Origin of the sequence: Lysobacter sp. ESA13C (assembly GCF_019970005.1) — a bacterium.
Taxonomy (GTDB): domain Bacteria; phylum Pseudomonadota; class Gammaproteobacteria; order Xanthomonadales; family Xanthomonadaceae; genus Lysobacter; species Lysobacter antibioticus_B.
Window position 1 is genome coordinate 47,848 of sequence record NZ_JAHXYK010000007.1, and the last position, 22,398, is coordinate 70,245.

The 22,398-nt window shown below is 68.2% G+C and carries 12 protein-coding genes; 3 read left to right on the forward strand and 9 right to left on the reverse strand.

Going from position 1 to position 22,398, the window contains the following annotated elements; all coding sequences use genetic code 11:
• Window positions 1–142: 142 nt before the first annotated feature.
• Both LC490_RS15200 and LC490_RS15205 read right to left on the reverse strand, forming a co-directional pair.
• The gene (locus LC490_RS15200) at window positions 143–1,189 is read right to left on the reverse strand and encodes a lipid A deacylase LpxR family protein (RefSeq protein ID WP_223620716.1); all 1,047 of its coding nucleotides are present in this window, start codon (window positions 1,187–1,189) and stop codon (window positions 143–145) included.
• A gap of 303 nt (window positions 1,190–1,492) precedes the next feature.
• Window positions 1,493–1,897, reverse strand: coding sequence for a DUF3224 domain-containing protein (locus LC490_RS15205; RefSeq protein WP_031373031.1), 405 nt, complete (start codon window positions 1,895–1,897; stop codon window positions 1,493–1,495).
• A 290-nt stretch (window positions 1,898–2,187) separates the two neighbouring features.
• Here LC490_RS15205 and LC490_RS15210 point away from each other — a divergent pair, with 290 nt between their 5' ends.
• Both LC490_RS15210 and LC490_RS15215 read left to right on the forward strand, forming a co-directional pair.
• Window positions 2,188–4,356, forward strand: a complete 2,169-nt coding sequence (locus tag LC490_RS15210) for a TonB-dependent receptor (RefSeq protein WP_223620717.1) — start codon at window positions 2,188–2,190, stop codon at window positions 4,354–4,356.
• Window position 4,357: 1 nt separating this feature from the next.
• Window positions 4,358–5,731 (forward strand): PepSY domain-containing protein, encoded by a 1,374-nt coding sequence (locus tag LC490_RS15215; protein WP_223620718.1) that lies wholly within the window; start codon window positions 4,358–4,360, stop codon window positions 5,729–5,731.
• A 105-nt stretch (window positions 5,732–5,836) separates the two neighbouring features.
• Here LC490_RS15215 and LC490_RS15220 read toward each other — a convergent pair whose 3' ends face one another.
• The 3 genes from LC490_RS15220 to LC490_RS15230 form a co-directional block, all read right to left on the reverse strand.
• Window positions 5,837–12,157 carry an autotransporter domain-containing protein gene (locus LC490_RS15220; RefSeq protein ID WP_223620719.1) on the reverse strand — a complete coding sequence of 2,107 codons (6,321 nt, stop codon included), beginning with the start codon at window positions 12,155–12,157 and terminating at the stop codon, window positions 5,837–5,839.
• A gap of 489 nt (window positions 12,158–12,646) precedes the next feature.
• A complete protein-coding gene (locus LC490_RS15225) occupies window positions 12,647–13,072 on the reverse strand; it encodes an organic hydroperoxide resistance protein (protein WP_031373027.1) in 426 nt (141 codons plus the stop codon).
• Window positions 13,073–13,196: 124 nt separating this feature from the next.
• Window positions 13,197–13,664, reverse strand: coding sequence for a MarR family transcriptional regulator (locus tag LC490_RS15230; protein ID WP_031373026.1), 468 nt, complete (start codon window positions 13,662–13,664; stop codon window positions 13,197–13,199).
• A gap of 274 nt (window positions 13,665–13,938) precedes the next feature.
• Between LC490_RS15230 and LC490_RS15235 the strand changes: the two genes are divergently transcribed.
• Window positions 13,939–15,048 (forward strand): serine hydrolase domain-containing protein, encoded by a 1,110-nt coding sequence (locus LC490_RS15235; RefSeq protein ID WP_223620720.1) that lies wholly within the window; start codon window positions 13,939–13,941, stop codon window positions 15,046–15,048.
• Window positions 15,049–15,283: 235 nt separating this feature from the next.
• Here the strand turns inward: LC490_RS15235 and LC490_RS15240 are convergent, their stop codons facing one another.
• From LC490_RS15240 to LC490_RS15255, 4 genes are read right to left on the reverse strand one after another with little or no spacing between them, the layout of a single operon-like run.
• Window positions 15,284–16,000, reverse strand: a complete 717-nt coding sequence (locus tag LC490_RS15240) for a M15 family metallopeptidase (RefSeq protein ID WP_223620721.1) — start codon at window positions 15,998–16,000, stop codon at window positions 15,284–15,286.
• Window position 16,001: 1 nt separating this feature from the next.
• Window positions 16,002–17,624, reverse strand: a complete 1,623-nt coding sequence (locus LC490_RS15245) for a serine hydrolase (protein WP_223620722.1) — start codon at window positions 17,622–17,624, stop codon at window positions 16,002–16,004.
• Between the two features lie 59 nt (window positions 17,625–17,683).
• Entirely contained in the window at window positions 17,684–20,653 is a 2,970-nt protein-coding gene (locus LC490_RS15250; protein WP_223620723.1) for a TonB-dependent receptor, read from the reverse strand.
• Window positions 20,654–20,695: 42 nt separating this feature from the next.
• Complete coding sequence (locus tag LC490_RS15255) at window positions 20,696–22,117, reverse strand: transglutaminase domain-containing protein (RefSeq protein ID WP_223620885.1); 1,422 nt, start codon at window positions 22,115–22,117, stop codon at window positions 20,696–20,698.
• Window positions 22,118–22,398: the final 281 nt, after the last annotated feature.

Here is a 22,398-nt window from a genome sequence, read left to right on the forward strand (position 1 = left end):
TGCAGCGCGGTCGCGGCTTGCGCCGCTCCTACCCTGCGACGGTGCACCGCTTCGATGCTGCAACATCGGCGTTGTTGTCTCTGCGCGTCCCGCGGTCGCGGCTCACGCCGCTCCTACAGTGGAGGCAACTGCACCCCGTGAGTCAAAACGCCCGACTCACGGTAAAACTCCCGAACACGGGCGTTTGCCTCTGCCCCTCGAACTCCCGCGTCCGGTGATACCGCGCCAAGGCGAACTTCCAGCGCCCGCGCATCGCCGCCAGGCCGTAGCCGACATCGGCCACCAGCGGCCGCTTGTCGACGCTGTGGCTGTCGCGGAAGGTGTTGCCGTCCAGGGTGATGTCGCGCAACACCCAGCGCGCATCGAAGGTCATGAACAGGTGCGCGCCGAAACGGCGGTTGCCGGTGTTGTAGTGCTGGGTCGGCGCGGTGTTTTCGCCGGCCGGACGCAACGGGGTGCTGCCGAAATCGTCCGGCAAGCGCAGGCCGAAACGCAGTTCCCCACCGGCGTTGGCATAGGTCGCCAGGTTGCCGAAGCTGCCGCCGTAATGGCCGATCGCATCCCAGCCCCAACGGCCGTTGTGGGCGTCGCCGGCCGAATATCGGTGCATGCGTTCGTGGACGATGCGGAACACCGGTTCGTCGTGCAGCTGGTGGTCCCAGCCGCGGAAGGTCTCGTCGCCGAGCATCTTGTGCACTTCGTTCTGCACTTGCTTGCCCAGCGCAGACGGCCCGACCAGGCCGAACTGCAGCTGCGTGGTCTGCAGGTAATCGCCGTTGCGGGCGTTATAACCCAAGCCGACCAACAAGGCCGCCGCGTACGGCCGGTCGTCCTCGATCAAGTCGCGACGCATGTAGTCGGTCGGGGTGAAGATGCCCTGGGCGAAGGTCGCGATCATGTTGCGCTGTTCGAAGCCTTCGGGCTGCAGCGCATCGAGGCGACGGTTGACCCAACGCGCGAGCCGCGGAATGCAGGGGTCGTCGGTGTAGTCGGCCAGGTTAGGCGAGACCAGGGTCAGCTGGATGCCGTTGCTATAGCCCTGGTCCTGGCCGCCGAACAGATCGTTGTCGAGGCGCAGATTGACCGTGGGCGGAAGGCGGGTGTGGCCGTTGGTGCAGGCCTCGCGGCCGGCGGCGTGCACGCCGGAAGCGAACAACAGAGCGGAAAGCAGGACAGCGGTCTGGCGCATGGGGAAGGACTATCGAGACGAACGAAACGGACGGAGCGACCTGGCCCGAAGGGCGGCGACGAGGCGGTGCGATGCGTATGCAAGCGCCGATCCATGCAGCGTCGCGGCGCCCGCTCTGCGGGGCCGGCGAGGCAGGAGGATCGGCGCACACGTTCGCACGGAAGCGCCGCGACGGCGTTCGCAGGGCCGCGATGGATTGTCCCGTCGATGGTGCTTGAGACGCGCGCGGGCGTCTTTGCGCGGTATGCCGGCCGGACCGGCGGCGCGCCGGCACGACGATTCAAACCAGCGTCCGTCGTTCGCCTATTCGGCTTCGGGCAGCGCGTACTCGAAGCGATAGAAGTGCGCGCCGCCTTCGCGGATGTCGATGCCCATCGTACCGGTCAGGCCGAGCAGTTCGCCGGTGCCCGAGTCCGGCACCACCACGATGCTGAGGTCGGGCGTGCCGCGCACCATCAGGGCGCGGTGCAACAACAGGAAGCTGCCGCTGCGCCCGTCCAGGCGGCCCTCGACTTTTTCCAGGGCGACGTAGCCGGCCGAGCCTTTGACCTCGGTCATCGCCGCGAGCATCTCGCCGCGGCTGGCCGCATCGAGTTCGCCATGGAAGCGCTTGTCGATCGCCATGCGTCCGAATTTCCCCGTGGCCGCGTCGTGCACCGGCTCCGGGCTGAGTTTCACGTCGAAGGGGCCTTCGATCTTTCGGGTCATGGCGTCACCGTGGCGGGCAAACGGGGCGGCGCGAGGCCGGGGCGAACCGCGCCAGTCCTGCAGCGCGGGCCGCCAGCATAGGCCGGAATGCATCGCAGCAGAGGCGAGCGCCGCGACCGCAGGTCGGAAGGCGCAGTGCGGCAACTTGCCGCAGCCGGCTGCGCCACTGCCTCGCCTAGCATCTGCGCGCCCGGCGGCTGCAAGCGCCGCCTCCCCCTATCCACCGCGACCGTGGCCGCCACCCTTGCCGTGCGGCCGCGCCTCCGCCGTTCCGAGTCCCGATCCCGCAGATGCCCCCTCACCACCGCCGCTTCCGCCTCGCCCTGGCTTGCTTCGCCGCGGCGCACACGCCCCAACTCGCCCACGCCGATGCCGCGGCGGTCGACCTCGATGCGGTCCGCGTGGTCGCCGCGCCAGCGCCGGCGCGCTCGGTCGCCACCGCGAGCCGGCTCGGCCTGGACCCGGAGGAAATCCCGGCGACCCTCGACGTGCTGGATCGTCGCGACATCCAGGCGCGGGGTCTGCGCGACAGCGTCGAAGCCCTGCGTGCGATGCCCGGCGTCATGGCCGGTAATCTGCCGGGGCAGCCCGGCGTGGCCTCGATGCGAGGCTTCGCCAGCGGCGCGATCTCGTACTTGTTCGATGGCGTGCGCCTGACCAGTTCGGGCTTCTCCTCGCGCAACTGGGACAGTTTCAACTTCGAGCGCATCGAAGTACTCAAGGGCCCGGCCTCGGTGCTGTACGGCGAGGGCGTGCTCGCCGGTGCGATCAACTACGTGCCCAAGAGCGCGCAACTCGACGAGCGCAACGGAGAACTGCTGCTCGGCTACGGCAGCCACGGCAGCGCCCGCCTCGGCCTCGACGGCAACCTGCCGCTCAACGAACGCCTGGCGGTTCGCGGGGTGCTCAGCGCCAATCGTTCGAGCGGCCACGTCGACGACACCGACTCGGCGGCGCTGGCGTTCAGCGGTTCGCTGCTGTGGCGCCCGAACGAGCGCTTGTCGGCCACCCTCGCCCTCGACCATCAGCGCGACGATTTCGACACGGCTTACTTCGGCACGCCGCTGGTGCCGCGCTCGGTGGCGAGCGCACCGAGCGGGCTGGTCGACAATGCCTTCGGCCTGGCGATCGACCGGGCCGCGCGCGCGCGCAACTACAACGTCGGCGACGGCCGCATGGATGCGCATTCGACCTGGCTGCGCTCGCGCCTGGATTACCGCATCGACGAGCACTGGTCGCTCAGCAACGAGTTCAGTGTCTACGACGCACGGCGCCGCTGGGACAACACCGAAGACTTCAGCTACAACGCCGCCAGCGGCCTGCTCGACCGCAGCAGCGCCCGCATCCACCACGAGCAGCGGGTCTGGAACGAGCGCCTCAGCCTGCGCCACGACGGCCGCCTCGGTGGGCGCCGGCACGTGTTCGCGGCCGGAGTGGAATACAGCGATACCGACTTCTTCAACCTGCGCCGCTTCGGTCGCGCTGCACCGGTCGACCTGGCCGCGCACGAGCGAGGCCGCTTTCCGGCCGACACCGCCGCCAATTTCCGCAATGGCCGCAACGATTTCAGCACCCGCGTCGACGTCGCCGCCTTATTCGTCGAAGACGCGATCAACCTGAGCCCGCGCTGGCTGCTGGTCGGCGGATTGCGCCACGAGCGCATCTCGCTGGATCGCGATGGCATCGATCTCGACACCGGCCTGCGCAGCGGTTTCCGCCGCCGCTTCAACCCCACCTCGTGGCGGCTCGGCAGCGTGTTCGATCTGCGCCCCGGCACCCAGTTGTATGCGCAGTACAGCAACGCGGTGTTGCCGGTCAGCTCGTTCCTGACCATCAACCAGCGCCACAACGCCTTCGAGCTCAGCGAAGGCGATTCGATCGAAATCGGCCTGCGCACCCGATGGTTCGACGATCGCCTGCAGCTGACCGCGGCCGCCTACCGCTTGCGCCAGGACGACATCCTGACCCGCGACCCATTGCAGCCGGCACTGACCGTGCAGAACGGCCGTCAGTCCTCGCGCGGGGTCGAGCTCTCGCTGTCGGCGCAGGCCACCTCGCGACTGCGCATCGACGCCAGCGCGTCCTTGCTGTCGGCGCGTTTCGACCGCCTGCTCGAAGCCGGCGGCATCGACCGCAGCGGCAATCGCCCCTCGAACGTGCCCGAGCGCAGCGCCAGCCTCGACGCTTGGTATCGCCTCGAAGGCTTGCCCCTGAGCTTAGGCCTCGGCCTGCGCCACGTCGGCGATTTCTACACCGACAACGCCAACGCCTATCGGGTCCGTTCGCATACCGTCGCCGATGCCTCGGTCGCCTGGGAACCTTCGTCCGCCAGCCGCTACAGCCTGCGCCTGCGCAATCTCGGCAACGCCTTCTATGCGCAGTGGTCGGGCTACAGCGCAACCCAGATCTACCTCGGCGCGCCGCGCACGCTGGAGCTGACCTATTCGCACTCGTTCTGACATGGCCGCGGCCGGTCACGATCTCTATCGCGCGGTATGGCGCTGGCATTTCTATGCCGGCCTGTTCGTCGCGCCCTTGCTGCTGATCCTGGCGATCACCGGCTCGATCTATCTGTTCAACGACGAAATCGAGGACACGGTCCACGCCGATTTGCGCTTCGCGCCCGAACGCCGCGCCTCGCTGCCGCCGTCGCGCCTGATCGCGGCCGTGCAGGCGGCGTATCCGGGCACGGTGACGCGCATCGACCTGCCCTCGCAGCCGCGCCGCACCGCACAGGTGTTCGTGACGCCGGCCCAGGGCGCACCGCTGCGGGTGTTCGTCGACCCCGGCACTGCCCGCGTCCACGGCGCCTTCGTCTACACCCGCACCCTGGTCGGTTTCGCCGACACCGTGCACGGCTCGCTGCTGCTCGGCCGCGTCGGCGACGCCATCGTCGAGCTGGCCGCGTGCTGGGCGCTGCTGTTGATCGCGACCGGCCTGTATCTGTGGTGGCCGTCCGGCCCCGCCTGGTATCGCGCCTTGTGGCCCGATCTGCGTGCGCGCGGACGCGGCTTCTGGCGCAGCCTGCATGGCGCGGCCGGGGTGTGGACCTCGGCGCTGATCGTATTCCTGATCCTGACCGGCCTGCCCTGGGCCGGGGTATGGGGCGATCTGTTGCGCGCCGGCACCCAGTCGCTCGGCATCGGTTATCCCGAACAGCATCGCCACCATGGCCCGACCAAGTCCAGCGCCGCGCCGACCATGGCGCAGGCCATCGGCGAAACACCGTGGACCTTGCGCGACGTGCCGATGCCGGTATCCGCGCACGCGCATCACGACGGGCATGCCGGCATTTCGCCGGCGCCGGCGAGCGACATCGGCATCGATGCCGCAGTGCGCGCACTCGCCGCGCAGGGACTCGTCGCCGACTACCGCCTGTCCTTGCCGCAGAGCGTCGACGGTGTTTACTCGGCGGTGGCCTATCCGGACCGGCCACAAGGCCAGCGCAGCGTGCAGATCGACCGCTATCGCGGCACCGTCGCCGGCGACACCGGCTTCGCCGATTACGGCTGGGCGGCGCAGGCGGTCGAAGTCGGCGTGCAATTGCACATGGGCAACTACTTCGGCCGCGCCAACCAGTTCGTCATGCTGCTGCCCTGCCTGGGCGTAGTCGGCTTATGCCTCAGCGGCGTGTGGATGTGGTGGCGGAGGCGCCCACGCGGCCGCCTCGGCGCGCCGCGCACCTCGACGCCGACCCAAGCGAAGACCGTCGTCGCCATCGCGGCGGGCTGCGGCCTGCTGTTCCCCTTGCTGGGCGCCTCGTTGCTGCTCGTGTTCGTACTCGACCGTTGGCTGCTCGCGCGCCTGCCGCGTCTACAGGCCGCGTTGCGCTGATCCTTGCGCGGTACAAAGGTGACGATAAAAGCGACTACTGGCTCCGGTCCAGCGTACCGGAGCCAGTAGCGCCCCCTGCCGGGGACGCTGATGCATCGGTCCGGTCTAGTCGACCCGGGCCGAAGCCTCGTCGCACCAGTGCGACGGCAGGGCCACCGCACCCGACGGAGGGGCGGGAGGCGGTGTCTGGGCGGCGACCCGCGTCGCACTGCGACGCGGCTTCGCCTTGATACCGGTGCCGCGCGAGGCGACACGCTTGTTCTTGGAGATCGGCCGCGCAGCGCGCGCCTTGGCCTTCGCGATCGAGCCCGAAGCTTTGGAGGCAACAGCGGGCCGAATCGGGCAATAGCCGGGACGCGCCGGCGCCGCAACCGCTTGCGCAGTCGTACCTGCGCTCGAAGGTGCCGACACGGCCGCGGCCGCGCCGCTGGCGACCGCGACGACGGGCATCGACGAAGCCGCCTTCGCAGTCGAGCTCGTCGTAGCCGGCGCTGCCGGATCGCCGCCGCCCGCATCGGTCTGGGCATCGGCCCGCGGCGCCGCGCGCGCGACCGCGACCGCCGGGGTACCGCCCCAGCCCAGGCGCAGGCCCATGTTGAGCGAATGCGCGCGATCGTCGCTGCCGATGTCGCCGCGGTACTCGATGAAGCCGCTGCTGACCGGGCTGAGCTGGTAGGACAGGCCCAGGCCGACGTTCCAGCGATTGCGCTCGGCGGCGAAACCGTTGACGGCGAAGTCAGGCACGCTCGCGCCGGCGAAAGCGTTGCGCGCGAACGGCCGGTCGTCCTGCAGGTCGTGCAGATAACGGATGTCCGCGGTCGGCCGCCACTTGCGCGCGCCCTGACCGGGCAGGCCCGAGAAACGCACGCCGATGCCGGCGGTGGTGGCGTCGAAACTGTCGCTGCTCACGACCAGGTTGGCGTCGCCGCCACCGCGCTCGCTGAAACGGATCGCTTCGAGCTTGCTGTAGTACACGCCGAGCAAGGGCTCGATGCGCAGGCTCGCGCCATCCCAGCGCCAACCGGCTTCGAGCATGCCGTACACGCCGTCGCCGCTGAAATGCGCATCGGTGCGGGCGTTGAAGCTGCCCACCGCGATCTCGCGTTCGGCGTCGTAGCTGGCGTAGCTGTAGCCGACCGCGCCCTGGGTCCAGAACGCACCCGGCGCATACAACCATTGGATGCCGACGTTGAACAGATCGGCTTCGACCCGGTCGTCGCGACGGTCGGTCTCCATCTTCGAGTGGGCCATGCCGACGTGGCCGCCGAAACGGAAGTTCGCGCCGGGCGAACCTTCCAGGCCCATCGCGAAACCGGCGAGCGAGTTGTCGATGCCGGCCAGGCCTTCGCCGTCGAACTCGGCGCGGCCGCCGTACGCGGACGCCCACAAGGTGCCGAGGGTGTCCTCGTCCTCGACGCCGGCATCGCGCACGCGGTCGAGCTGGCGGGCGACGCTGCGTTGCAGTTGCTCGGCGTTGTAGCGCTGGGCGCTGACGATGGAGGCGTAGGTCTCGCCGCTGAGCGTATCGAAGGCGCGCGGCGCCTGCGCCGCGGTGAGGCCGCGCGCAGCCGCGATCAGGGTCGGCAACTGACCGCTGTTGGCGTCTGCGATCGTCTGCAAGGCGTTGGCCACCGCCTGTTGATTGCCGCTGAGGCCGGGGAACTGATTGAAGCGGATGCCGCTGCCGCCGACATCGTGTTCGCTCAAGCGCAGGAACACGTCGTTGCCGATCGTCACCAGGGTCGCATCGAGGAAGGGCAAGGCGGTTTGCGAGACGCCGGTGAAAGCGCCGCTGATCGCCGCGGCATCGACGATGCGATAGTCGGTAACCGGTGCGTAGCTGCCGGCCTGCGGAATCGCCACGACCTGGCCGCCGTTCAAGGTCGCTGTGCCCGCGACGATCACGCTGTCGGTGACGCCTGCGCCGGTCTGCCGCACTTGCAGGGTTGAGCCGGGATTGACGATGAGGCTGGCGACATTGAGCGACGCGCCGACCGATCCGTTGCCGCCGGCCGCACCCGTCGCCCCGGCCAGGCCGGAAGGCGCGAGGGTACCGCCGAGCGTCAACGCACCGGTCAACGCGCCGTCCCCAATCAGTGCGCCGCCCGCCGCGATCGCGGCATTGCCGGCGAGCGTGCCGTTGAGCACCAGGTTGCCGGCGATGGCGCTGTTGGCGAAATTGGCGGTGCCGCCGGCGGGCAGGATCAGGCTGCCGCCGGCAGCGAGATTGAGTTGTTCGAAACCGATCAACGAAGCCCAGGGCAAGCTGCCCTCGCCGCTGCCGCCGACCGCGAAGGTGTCGCTGCCAATGCCGGCGTTGATCGAACCGGTGATGCCGGCGAGGTTCGCCAGGCTACTGTAGAAACGGTCGTCGCCACCGCCGAGATCGACCGCGCCGGCGATCGCGCCGGTCGCACTGAGTTGGTCGACGCCGCCGCTGAAGTTGGCGCTGGTACCGGCCGATGAAGCGAAGCCGGCGGCGATCGGATTGCTGACGTTGAGGGTGCCGCCCTGCACCGACAGGCCGCCGGCGAAACCGGAGACGTTGCCGCTGAGGGTCAGCGCGGCGCTGCCGGCCTTGATCAGGGTGCCGCTGCCCATGACCGTGCCGCTCAGGGTCAGGCCGTTGCTGCCGATCACGCTGAGTGCGGTGCCGGCGTCGACATTGACGGTGTTGGCCAGATCGATGCCGGCGATCGCTGCGCTGAGGTTGGCGTTGCCGCCGACGCTGAGCGCGCCGCTGCCGAGCGCGGTGGAATTGGCGAGCGCGAGCGTGCCGGCGTCGAGGTCGAAACCGCCGCCGAAGGTGTTGGCGGCGCCGAGCGTCAGGGTGCCGCTGCCGTCGAAGGCCAGACCGCCGGCGCCGCCGATGCTGCCGTTGAGGGCGAGATCGTTGGTGCCGCCGATGCCCAACTGCGCGCCGCCCGCCAAGGTGATCGCATTGCCGAGGGCGATGGCAGGCGCGGTCGCGGTGAGTTCGGCATCGCCACCGACGCTGAGCGTGCCGCTGCCGAGCGCGAGGTTGTTGCCGACGCCGAGCGTGCCGGCATTGAGCGCAACGCCGCCACCAAACAGGTTGGCGCCACCGAGTTCGAGCGTGCCGATGCCGTTCATCGCCAGGCCGCCCGCGCCGCCGATGCTGCCGTTGAGCGAGAGCGCGTTGGCACCGCTGATGGCGAGCGTCGTACCGGCGCCGAGATTGATCGCATTGGCCAAGGCGATGTCGGGCGCGCTTGCGGTCAGGCCGGCGTTGCCGCCGACGTTGAGCGCGACGCCGCCGAGCGCGAGGTCGGAGCCGACCGCGAGGGTACCGCCGCCGAGCGCGACGCCGCCGTTGAAGACGTTGGCGCCGCTCAGCGTGAGCGTGGCCGGGCCGTTGAAACTCAAGCCGCCGGCCCCGCCGATGGTGCCGCCGAGGGCGAGATCGTTGGCGCCGCCGATGCTCAGTGCGGCGTTGAGGTTGATCGCATTGCTCACGCTCAGCGCGGTACTGGCATTGAGCGTGGCCGCGCCGTTGACCGACAGCGCGCCGCTGCCGAGCGCGGTAGCGGTGCCGAGATTGAGGGTGCCGGCCTGCAGGTCGAAGCCGCCGCCGAAGTTGTTGGCGCCGTTGAGCGAGACTGCACCGGCACCGGTCTTGATCAATGAGCCGGCGCCACCGATGGTGCCGCCGAAACTGAGGTCGGCCGCGCCGCCGAGGGTGAGCCCGGCCCCGGCACCGAGGTTGATCGCGTTGCCGAGGTTCAAGGCCGCGCCGGTGCTGGCGAGGCTGGCGTTGCCGGCGACGTCGAGCGTGCCGGTGCCGAGCGACGCATCGGCGCCGAGCAGGAGATTGCCTGCGGCGAGCGACACGCCGCCGCCGAAGCTGTTGCTTCCGCCGAGGGTGAAAGCGCCGCTGCCGTTGATCGACAGACCGCCGTCGCCGGCGATGGTGCCGTTGAGCGCGAGCGCATTGGCGCCGCTCAGGGCGAGGGTGGTGCCGGTGGCGAGATTGACCGCGTTGCCGAGCGCGATGCCGGGCACGCCGGCGCTCAAGCCGGCATTGCCGCTGACGTCGAGCGCGCCGGTGCCGAGGGCGAGGTTGTTGCCGACGCTGAGGCTGCCGCTGGACAAGTCGACGCCGCCGCCGAAGGCATTGGCGCCGTTGAGGCTCAAGGTGGCGCTGCCGCCGTAGTTCAATCCGCCGGCGCCGGAAATCAGGCCGCCGAAACCGATGTCGTTGCTGCCGCCGATGCCGAGGTCGGCATTGAGCACCACTGCGTTGCCGAGGTTGATCGCCGCGGTGGAGCTGAAGTTCGCCGCGCCGTTGACGCTCAAGGTACCGAGGCCGAGCGAGGTGTTGGTGCCGACGCTGAGTCCGCCGCCGAGCAGGTTGATGCCGCCGGCGAAGGCGTTGGCGTTGCCCAGGCTCAAGGTCGCCGCGCCGCTCTTGGTCAGGCCGCCGAGGCCGCCGAGGCTGCCGTTGAGGGCGAGGTCGTTGCTGCCGAGGATGCCCAGCCCGGCATTGAGATTGAAGTTGTTGCCGAGGCTGACCGCGGTGTTGGCTTCCAGGGTGCCGGCGCCGCTGACGGTCACCGCGCCGCTGCCGAGAGCGGTGTTGCTGCCGACCGTCAGTGCGCCACCGCCGAGATTGAAGCCGCCGGAAAAATTGTTGCTGCCGTTGAGGGTGAGCCCGGGCGCGCCAGCGAGGCTGAGACCGCCGGCACCGTTGATCGTGCCGTTGAGGGTCAACGCGCCGCCACCGCCGCCGGCACCGAAGTTGAGGGTGTTGTTGAGCACCAGGTTGTTGGTCAGGGTCACGCCGGCTGCGCCGGTGAGCGAGCCGGCGCCGTTGACGGTCAGGGTGCCGGTGCCGAGCGCGCTGTTGTTGCCGACATCGATCGAACCGGCCTGCAGCACGGTACCGCCGCTGTAGTTGTTGCTGCCGGTCAGCGCCAGCGCACCGCTGTTGAGGGTCAGACTGCCGGCGCCATTGATGTTGCCGCCGAGGGTGAGCGTGCCGGCGCCGTTGAGGGTCAGTGCACCGTTGAGTTGTACCTGGTTGGTCAAGGTGCCGGTGAAGGCGGCGTTGAGCGTCGCCGGGCCGCCGACCAGGAACAAACCGGTGCCGAGCGAGCCGGCACTGCCGAGAGTGAGACCGCCGGCGTTGAGCGCGAGGCCGCCGCTGAAGTTGTTGCTGCCGAGCAGCGACAGCGTGCCGGTGCCGTTCTTGATCAGGCCGCCGGCGCCGCTGACGGTGCCGCCGAGGTTCAGGCTGTTAGGGCCTTGCACGATCAAGCCGCCGGTGAGATCGACGTTCTGCGCCAGGGTCAGACCCGGCAGCGAGGCCTGAATCGCGCCGCCGTTCGCGGTCAAGGCGCCGCTGCCGAACGACAGCGCGTTGTCGAAGATCGACAAGCCGCCGTTGAGGGTCGCGCTGCCGCTGACCACGGCGCCGCTCAGGGTCCAGGTGCCGCTGTTGACGGTCAGGTTTTCGAAGTTGAGGTACTGCAGCGCCGAGATCGAACCGCTGCCGCCGCTGCCCGAACCCGGGCCGGCGACGGTGTTCTGCAGCACCAGGGTGTCGAGACCGCCGACGCCGGCATCGACGGTACCGGTCGCGGCGAAGGTCAGGAAACTCGGCGGTACCGACGGCGTCGGTACGGTCACCGGCGGCAAGGGAATCAGCGGATTGCCGAGCGAGGAGCCGGTGACCGCGATGAACGTGTCGTTGCTGAGGGTGGTGCCGAGCGAGACGCTGCCGTTGATCGTGCCGGCGTTGACGAAGACATTGCCGCCGCTGCCGGGGCTGGAGAACGCGACCCGGCCGGTGATCGTGCCGGTGTTGGTGAAGTTGACGTTGCCGCCGCCGTAGATGGCGACTGCGACCGAATTGACCGGATCGAACAGACCCAACGCGCTCATCCCGATCGAACCGCTGTTGGTGATCGCGGTGGTGCCGGTGTTGGCCACCAGCATCGCCGTGCCGCCGAGGCCGAAGGTGCCGTCGAAGGTGCCTTCGATCGATCCCTGGTTGTTGATGACGACATTGCCGCTGGCCGGCGCGACCAGGTTGCCGACCGCGAGCGCGCGCGCCAGCACCAGCGAGCCGGCGGCATTGGCGTCGATCGCACCAAGATTGTTGAGGGTCAGGCCGTTGCCGCCGAAGGTCATCGCGGTGCCGCCCGGCAGCGTGCTCATGATCGCGCCGGCCTGAACGGTGACGTCGAGGTTGTTGGCGTTGCTGAGGAAGCTGTTCGGATTCGGCGGAAGCAGGATCGGCACGCCAGTGCAGCTGACCGTGGCGCCGTCGGTCGGCACGGCCGGCGTGCACGCAGCGCGGGCCTGGCCGGCGAACATCTGCAGGGCGATCAGCAGCGGGATCGCCTGGGCGATGCCGCGGCTGAGGGGATGTAGGCGAAGACTACGACGCGCATCTGCGGGCATGACCGTTCCTCCGTTAGCCAAAGCTGGCACGACGGGGACGGTCGAAGGACGAGGACCTTCGATTACAACGGCGTCACGCCCGTGCCAACGACGAGGCCGGGCGCTGGCCCGGCCATCCGACAACGACGAGATCCTGTTTCGACAGTTACGAACGACAGCGGCGATCGACAACGTGCAGCGGGTGCCTCGATTCGCGACAGCAGAGAACGAAACGCCATGGCGAGTCTGTGCGATCGCGTAGCAGTTTATTGATCGGCCTGCATTGCGAACTCACGTTCGCTCACCCGTATTCAGGCAGCTGTATGTAGCTCACCGAAACTCACCGTGCAGCCTGCACAGGCCGTGCGGAAGATATCGACTATTGCCGCGAACATCGCAGTGCCGCGCTCGAACGGAAACGGCCCGGCTGCATGCGCAACCGGGCCGTTCGTCATCGCTCGCAGTCCCGCATGGGCCACATCGTGGGCCGACGCGGTATCGCCGCGCCGATCAGACCAGGGTCAAGGTCACGTCGATGTTGCCGCGGGTGGCGTTGGAGTACGGGCAGACCACGTGGGCCTTGTCGACCAGCGCCTGCGCCTGTTCGCGCGGCAGGCCCGGCAGGGAGATCTTCAGTTCGACTTCGATGCCGAAACCGGTCGGGATCTGGCCGATGCCGACGCTGCCGTCGATCGCCGCGTCGGCGGGCAGCGCGATCTTCTCGCGGCCGGCGACGAACTTCAGCGCGCCCATGAAGCAGGCCGAATAACCGGCGGCGAACAACTGCTCCGGGTTGGTGCCGTCGCCGCCGGCGCCGCCGAGTTCGCGCGGCGTGGTCAGCTTGGCGTCGAGCGCGTTGTCGGAGGAGACGGCGCGGCCGTCGCGGCCGCCGGTAACGTGAGCGTGGGCGGTGTAGAGGACTTTTTCGATGGACATGGTGAGGCTCCGGTGGGGTGGTGACGGCGGGCGGCAAGCCCGCCAGAAATGAATCGATGACTATTTAATCGCACACTATTTACAGAATCGAACGATGCCTCCGGCGAGCGACCGCCGGCATCGATCAAGCGTTTCGGATCAGGCTTTCGCGCAGGCTTTCGAGTTGCCGCTTGATCAGCGCCAGTTGCTCGTAGGAGCAACCTTCGACCGCGCACGACACGCCCTGAGGAATGCCCTGGGCCTTGGTCTTGAGCGCGCGCCCGGCCTTGCTCAACTCGATGATGACCTGGCGCTCGTCGCTGGCGGCGCGGGTCCGGGTGACCAGGCCGGCGGCTTCGAGCCGCTTCAGCAGCGGCGTCAGGGTGGCCGAATCGAGGAACAGCCGTTCGCCGATCTCCGACACCGTCACCTCGTCGCGCTCCCACAGCACCATCATCACCAGGTACTGCGGATAGGTCAGGCCGAGCTTGGCGAGCAGCTTGCGATAGACCTTGTTGAGCGCCAGGCTGGTGGAATACAGGGCGAAGCACAGCTGGTCGTCGAGCAGCAGGGTCGGCTGCGGCGATTTGGCGGAGGCGGCGGGCTTCTTCATGGGGCTCAATTTACATGGCGCGCTATTTAATAGCAAGCACTGACAGGCGCCGAATCCGGTCCCGGAGTGTTCCAGTGGTGGATCGAATCCCGGGCGGTGCTACTGCAGCCGTCATCTCCGCGAAGGCGGAGATCCAGAGACTTAAGAGTCATGCCTCAGTGAAGCCGTGGGTATTCGGCTCCGCCGAAATAAAGCGGAGCCCGCCTTTGCCGCCCCCTCCCCACCATAACCAAGACACTTCCAGCCGCGCCCCACCCTGCCGCACTATCGGCCGATGCGAACGATCACCCTGACGCTGGGGCTGTCCGCCCTGATCGCCGGCTGCGCCGCCGCGCCGGTTTCTTCCACCACCGATCCTGCGAACGCCGACCCGGCCACGGCCGACCGCGTCGAGGCCTTGATGCGCGACTATGCGGGCGACGGCCCCGGCGCTTCGTTGCTGGTGCTGCACGACGGCCAGGCGGTGCTGCGCCGCGGCTACGGCCGGGCGGTGCTCGAGGATGGCGCCGCCGCGACGCCGCAGACCAACTACCGCCTGGCCTCGATCAGCAAACAGTTCACCGCCGCCGCGGTGTTGCTGCTCGCGCAGGACGGCAAGCTCGGCCTGGACGACCCGATCAAACGTTGGCTGCCGTCGCTGCCGAAGGCCGCCGATGCCATCACCCTCCGCCAGATCCTCAGCCACACCTCGGGCCTGATCGACTACGAGGACGTCATGCCGCCGGAGTTCGACGACCGCGATCGGCAGATGCACGACCGCGACGTGCTGCGCGTCCTCGAAGGCCAGAACCGCACCTACTTCATCCCCGGCCAGGAGTATCGCTACAGCAACAGCGGCTACGCCCTGCTCGCGCTGACGGTCGAAAAAGCCTCGGGCAAGAGCTTCGCCGCCTTCCTGCGCGAGCGCATCTTCCTGCCGCTGGGCATGCGCCACACCGTCGCCTACGAGCGCGGCCTGTCCGAAGTCGCGCACCGCGCCTACGGCTACAGCTTCGAGCAGCGCCGCTGGACCCGCACCGACCAGAGCCCGACCAGCGCGGTGCTCGGCGACGGCGGCATCTATTCCTCGATCGACGACCTGGCCCGCTGGGACGCGGCCCTGTACGACGACCGCTTGCTCAGCGACGCATCGCGACGCCTGGCCTTCAGCCCGCATACGTCCACCGACTTGGCGGATGTCGCCTATGGCTACGGTTGGCGCATCACCGGCGAGACTCTGTGGCATTCCGGCGAAAGCATCGGCTTCCGCAACGTCATCGTGCGTTACCCGCAGCGGCGCCTGACCGTGGTGTTGCTGAGCAATCGCAACGACCCCGAGCCCTATCGCCTGGCCTTGCGGATTGCGGAGCTGTATTTGCCGGATGCCGCAGGCGCGGGACGTTGAGGTTCGATTGAGGCCGCGCAGCACGACGCCCTCACCCTAACCCTCTCCCGTAAACGGGAGAGGGGACTCACAGCCGTCCGCTCTTAGCCCTCTCTCGTAACGGGAAAGGGGACTCAAAGCCATCCGCTCTTGGCCCCTCTCCCGTTTACGGGAGAGGGGTTGGGGTGAGGGGAAACAGGCAATGCGGACGCCCAGGCCGAAGCGCAACGCCGAAAGCCGAAGTCCCGGCCTGCGTTCACCTCACCGGAAAATCGAACGCCGTTTGCGGGGTGGGCTCCGGCTTGTAGGTGTAATGCCACCACTCCAGCGGATAGTTCTCGAACCCCTCGCGGCGCATCGCCGAGCGCAGCAACTCGCGATTGGAGCGCTGTTTCGCACTGACCTTCGGCGAGGCGGTGTGCGCGGTCTCGTCGAAGAAGTCGAAGGGCGTGCCCATGTCCAGCGGCTCGAAGCGGTCTTCGCGCAGTTCCAGCAGACCCAGGTCCAGGGTCGCACCGCGGCTATGGCCCGAGGTCGGCGAGATGTAGTCGCCGAGCAGGACGCGCTTGTCGAGGTTCGGGTAGTACTGCGGCTTGCTGCGCTGATCATCGAGGTCGCCGGCCCAAGCGACGAAGTCCTGCACCGCGCGCACCGGCCGGTAGCAATCGTAGATCCGCAGCATCAAGCCCTGCGGGCGCAGGCTGCGTTCGACCCGGGCCAAAGCATGGGCGACGGGTTCGTGCAGATAGCAGCCGGCCGCCTCGTATCCCTTCACCGGGCGGCCGACAAAGTTGTCGGCGCCGGCATAACGGATGTCGAGGGAGATGTCCGGCACCAGCGAGCGGATCTCGACCATGCCCGCGGCGACGGCATCGGTCGCCGACGACAGCGTCGGGGCGACGCTCTGCGGCTTCGGCCGCGGCGTGAGCGGCGGCGCGGCGGCGCAGGCGCTCAACACCAGAACGAGGCTCAACTCAAGGGCGGCCCTCGCCCATGGGGCAGTCGCCGACGCGCGCGAACGCCAGGTCTTCGTAGTCGTAGCTGAAATCCGCATCGGGATCGACCTTCGCCAGTGTCAGGGTGACGGCGCCGTCGGCCGCGGCTGCGAAATCGAGCCAGGCCTCGGCATCGACCTCGTCCGCGGTCCAGTCGAGCAACAGGCGCTCGCCGACGCTGACGATCTTACCCGCGAGCAAGGGCGACTTGCGCGCAGCGAACTCGACGCCGTCGTCGCGTGCGCAGACCGAGGCCTCGCCGAACCAAGGGTCGCGATAGACGCCCAGGCGGTCGCGCAGCGCCGAAGCGGGTATCGCCATGCGCTTCGAGGTGTCCGGCGCGCGCTTCGCCGCCGGCGCCTGCGCTTCGCGCTCCAGCGTATCGGCGTAATAGGCGACCGGGCGGGCCCGCGCCGGTGCGGTGTAGCGCTCGCTCAAGACCTGGTCGAGCACGCTGCGCGCCTGTCCGGCGTCGCCGTTGATCAACACGACGAAACCGCTACGGCGCTCGGGCAGCAAGGTCACCAACGAGTGCATGCCCATCAGCGTGCCGGTGTGCGAGACCTTGAGCAGGCCGTCGGCATCGCTGAGCCGCCAACCGTAGCCATAGGCGGCGAAATGGGTCCGGCTCCATTCGCGTTGCCGCTTCGACACCGTCATCGCCATCTGCGGCCGCCAAAGTTCCTCGCGCTGCTGGGGCGACAGCCAGGGTTTGCCGTCGGCACCTGCGCGCCCGGGGTCGAGCCAGGCACCGATCCAGGCGGTCATGTCGCGCAGACTGCAGCGCACGCCGCCGGCCGGGTCCATGGTCGCCGCCGCGATCTGCGCCCCATCGCGGCGCACCGCGACGTTGCGGCCGTCGCGTTGCACATGCGGTTGCGCGACATCGCCAATCGCATCGCGGCTCCAATCGCCGATCTGGCAGCGCGACAAGCCCAAGGGCGCGAACACTTCGCGCCGCAGCAGGGTTTCATAAGGCGCGCCGCCGGCCGCGGCGGCCACTTCGCCGGCGACGATGTAGAGCAGGTTGTCGTAGTCGTAGCGCGAGCGGAAGCTGTGCACCGGTTTGAGATAGCGCAGGCCGTGCAGGATGTCGCCACGGGTGAAGGTGTTCGGCTCCGGCCACAGCATCAGGTCGCCGGCACCGGCGCGCAGGCCGCTGTTGTGGATCAATAGATCGCGCACCTGCATCTCGCGCGTGACCCAATCCTCGTGCATGCGGAAACCCGGCAGATGCCGGGTCACCGGGTCGTCCCAGCGCAGCTTGCCGGCATCCACCAGGCGCGCCAGCAGGGCGGTGGTCATCGACTTGGTGTTCGAGGCAATCTTGAACACGCTGTCGGGCGTGATCGCCGTACCCTCGCCGGCCACCAACTCGCCGGCGGTGCGCTCGTACGTCACCACGCCGTCTTCGACTACGCCGATCGCGAACCCGGGCAGGCGGTAACGCCCCATGACGTCGTCGAAAATGCGGTCGAGCGCTCGCCGGTTCGCGTCACCGGCGCCGGGCGCATCGACGCGATCCGCCGCCGCGCCCGGCAGGGGCGTCGCGAGCAGCGCAAGCATAAAAATCAGGACCGGCGAACGGGGTCTGTGTCGCATCGGACGGTCCTGCGGGAAAGAAAGGCGGCCCCATCCCAGGGCCGCCAACGGGTACACCATCAGAAATCCACGGACACGGTCAGCTGGGCGTAGCGCGGGCTCTGGTAACCGGTGCCGTAGCGGTAGAACTCGTTCGGCACGCCGATACCGGTCTCGAACTCGTCGTCGACTTCGAGCTTGCGCTGGTTGTTGAGCAGGTTGTAGACCGCCAGCTTCACCCGCAGGTCGGCCGCACCGATCGAGCGCTGATAGGTCAGGCTGGCGCCGATATCGAAGGTCCACGGCAGGTGGCCGCCGGAGCCGCGGCGGCGCAGCTCGTACACGCGCTGCGAGGCGTCGGCGGTGCAGTTGGACACGCACACGTAGAAGCTGTGGTAACTGGTGTCGTCGAACGGGTTGCCCTTGCCGAAGGCATTGATCGGCCGGCCCGACTGCGCGTTCAAGGTCGCGCCCACCGACCAGTGGTCGTCGAAGGCATAGGCGCCGCGCAACTTGATCTGGTGGCGACGGTCGTTCGGCAAGGGGCCGTTGCCGTTCAAGTTCACGAACGGGTCGTCGAAGGACTCGGTGCGGCCGGTGTTGTCGAAACCGAAGTCGGAGTTCGACGGCCCTTCCGCATTGCCCTCGCTCTTGGACCAGGTGTACGAGGCATTGAACGCCCACTTGTCGTCCCAGGCGCGGTCGAGCATGAACTCCAGCGCGCGGTAAGTGCGCTTGGGCTTGACCCAGCCGCGCTCGCCGACGTAGTTGCCGTCATCGTCGTACAAGGCCCAGCCGGCGCGCGAGGTATCGATGGTGACGAAACCGTCGTTGCTGCCGTCGCAGTTGGTGTCGGTGTAGAGGGTGACGTCCTTGCCCGGGTTGGCCATGACGTAGCCGATGCTGCCGGGTTCGCCGCCGCACAGGATGCCGTTGGAGGTGATCTCCATATCGTCGATGGCGTTGTGCAGGCGGCGGTAGATGCCGCGCACGCCCCACGACCAGGTGTCGTCGATCATCGACTGGAAGCCGAGGATGGCCTCGTCCTGGTAGACCGGGTCGATGTCGGCGTCGACCTCGCTGCGCAGGTCGCCGACGGTGCCGTCGCCCTGGCTGTTGTCGACCGCGCCGATCTGCGCGCCCAGGATGGGGCGGTAATAGGTCGAGCCGTTGTACTGGAACGGCTCCAGGCCGTTGAACACGTAGAAGGTGCGCTCGTCGAGGAAGGCGCCGGCCTGCTTGACGTTGATCTGGTTGACGATCGGCAGGAAGTAGCGGCCGACGTTGCCGAACACCTTGGAGCGGCCGTCGCCCTTGAAGTCCCAGGAGAAGCCCAGGCGCGGCGCGACCATGTCGTCGATCTTGATGTAGGTGTTGCCCTCGCCGTTCTTGTTGTCGAAGCCCTCGATGCGCACCCCGGCGTTGAGCATGAAGTCCGGCGTGATCTGCCAGTTGTCTTCGAGGTAGTAGGCCGAGTTGATCGACTCGAAGTTGCCGCGCACTTCCTGCTGGCGCGCGCGCACGTAGGCGGTCACGCCGGCCGGCACGACGCCGCCGTTCTCCAGCGTGGTGCCGGGACGGGTCGGGTAGATCTGGAAGAACTTGCGCGACGGGCCCGGGTAGAAGCTCTCGTTCTCGGAGGTGTTGACCTCGCGGTCCATGCCGAAGCGCAGCAGGTGGTTGCCGAGCTGCCATTCGAAGTCCAGGCGCGCGGCCTCGCGCTTGTCCAGGCCGACCTCGATCTGCGCCGAGGACACGCAACTGATCTGCGGCAGGCCGGCGACGCGGCGGTCCTGCACCGCATCGCAGGCGATATCGTTGAGGCTGCTCTGGATGCGGTCGCGCTTGTTCTCGCCGTACAAGGCCTTCATCGAGAAGTTCTCGGTGAGGTAGCCGGTGTAGGTCAGCGCCCAGTTGGTGCCGCCGGCCTCGTTGAACTGGGTGTTGGAGCGGTTGCCGCGCTGGCCGGCGTCGAAGTCGTACAGATAATTGTCGGTGGTGGTCTCGTTCTTGTCCGAGAAGGCCAGGAATTCGAGCAGGTGCTTGTCGCTGATCTGCCAATCCAGCTTGGCGCCCCAGAAGCCCTTGTCGGACTTGCCCTTGAAGAAGGTGCTGCCGGCGTCGTTGGTGCTTTCCGGCTGGTAGTCGCGGAACTCGTACATCGCGTAGAAGAACAGCTTGTCCTTGACGATCGGACCGGAGGCGTGGACGTTGAGGTTGGTGCGGTCGTACTGATCCTTGCTGGCGATGCGGAACGGATTGCCGTCGGCGTCGTAGTGGTTCTTGCCCTTAGACTGCAGCGAAGCCGGCTCCCACACCAGTTCGGCGCCGTAGCGGAATTCGTTGGTGCCCGACTGGGTCACCGCATTGATCACGCCGCCGGTGGTACGGCCGTACTCGACCGAGTAGCCGCCGGTCTTGACCTGGAACTCCTTGAAGAAGCCGAACGGCACCGAAGAGAAGCCCACGCGCTTGTAGAAGTCGGTGACGTTGAGGCCGTTGATGTAGACCGCGTTCTCCGACACCGACGAGCCGCCGAACGAGGCGCCGCCGTACTGCCCCTGGATGACGCCGGGCGCGAGCAAGGCCACCGACTGCGCGTCGCGGCCGACCGGCACGCGTTCGAGCTCGGCCTTGGTGACGTTGGTCGCCGATTCGGTCGAACGCACGTCGACCGGCGAGATCACCCGCGAGCCGATCACCTGCACTGCGCCGAGATTGGTCGCGTCGCCGAGGTTGATGTTGGCCTCGTTGCCCAGGCTCACCACCACCTCGATCGGCTCGCCGACCGCGGCGCCGTCCTTGCTGGCCTGCAACTGATAGGTGCCGATCGGCAGGAACGGGAAGCGGTAGTTGCCGCTCTCGTCGGCCTTCACGGTGCGAGTGAAGCCGGTCTCGGTGCTGCGCACCGTGACCTCGGCGCCGGCGGTCACCCGGCCGGCGAGCGAGCCGTCGGTGTTGGCCGCCAGCGCCGGCTGCAGCGCCATCGAAGCAAGGCAGATCCCCATCGCCATGCACAGCCCGGACTTACGCAAGGTCTTGCCGTTCATACCGCACTTCCTCCCCAGAATGATGGACGCCGCTCCGCCTGCTCAAGCCTTGGCGGGCAGCACTTGTGTCTCGTAGTCGTAGTCCCATTGGTCGAAGTAGAGATTTCCCCCTTCCCACTCGACCTCGCCCCGTTGCGAATCCACGGTTTCGGAGCGTTCGTGCGTCTTGGCCGGGACGAAGTCGCGGCCGTAGTCGTCGTTGTACGCGATGCGATAGGCATCGAAGCCGCCGAAGTAGAAATCGGCGAGCTGCGCGTCGGACGAATCGAAACGGCCGGTCGTGACGTCGACCGGCATCCAGCCGTAGGGCGCCAAATACATCCAGGCCCAGTCGTGCATGTTGGTGTAGCCGTCGTCGCCGTAGACCCAGCCCGACTGCCAGCGCGCCGGGATGCCGTTGAGGCGCAGCAGGGTCATCAGCAGCAGGGTCTGCTGGCCGCAGTCGGCATGGCCGGCGTGCAGGGCGTAGTCGCTGATGTTGGAGATCGTCGAGTACTCGCGCGCGCCGGCCCAGGGAATGCGGTCGACCGCGGCGTAGAGCTTCTTGGCGATGCGGTAAGGATTGGTTTCGTCGCCGACCACCTCGCGCGAGAACTTGCGCAGCGCGTCGGTGTAGACCATGTGCGGCGCGCGTTCGCCCAGATAAGGCCGGGTGTCCTGGTTCACCGGTGCCGGCACCACCTTGTCGGGATCGATCGCACGGTACTGGCCATAGACGGTCAGTTCGTACTGCACCTGGAACTTGGTGGGCTGCCCGGCCTTCGCGGTCTGTTGCAGATAGACCGTGCGCTGCAGGGCCGACTCCGGGGCGATGCGATGGCCGGCCGGCGTGCTGGCGAGATAGCGGATGCCTTCCTGCTGCCGCGGCAAGGCGCGCGGATACGGCAGCCAGGCGCGCACGGTCTTGCCGGCCGGCACCGCATCGGCCTCGACGGTCAACGACTGGGTCACGCGCACGCGCCGCGGCGCGGCATGGGCGAGCCCGCTCTTGAGCGCGGCATCGCGTACTTCGGCGTGATGGGCGTTGAGCACTTCCATCGGCCCATGGCTCAGCGGTTTGGCACCGGGCTTGCGTCGCGCCAGGGCTTGCTCGCTGAGCCGGAACAGGTTCGACGGCGCACGTTGGAAATAGCGCTTGTCGCCGTCGATGATGAGGTATTCGAGCAGGCCGGCGCGGTCCCAGGCGGCGAACTCGTCGGCGCGCAGGTCGGGGATCTGCTCGCGCAGCTTGGCCTGGGCCTGGGCTTCGTCGAGGGTGAAGTCCAGGCGGATGCGACGCATGCGCTCGCGCTCGAACTCCAGCGCTTGGCGTTGCGGCGCGGTCACCCCGGGGCGGGCCAGGGCCTCGGCGATGCGGGCCCGGGCGCCTTCGAAATGACCGGTGTCGACCAGGGCCACGATGGCGGCGAGGCGTTCGCCGGCGTCGTCCGTGGCCGCGCCGTGGGCCCAGCCCGGCGCGGCCACGGCCAGCGCCGCGGCCAGCACGGCCGCCCGCCAACTCCCAGCGAAGAAGACGATGGCCCTCGCGCGGGGAGCGATAAACAGCAGGTCAGTCACGGGATCCATACCTGGTGTCACCCACGCGGGGGCCATCGATTCATGGCTGTGTAACATGAAGGGCGGACCCGGTCAATAAATTATTCTCTATCTATTTTTTGTAGGAAGTATGTATTCTGCGGACCGACCCGACGTCGCGCGTTCGTCGAAGCCGGGTGGGTGCCGGACGACCGGCATCGGGCCTGTGA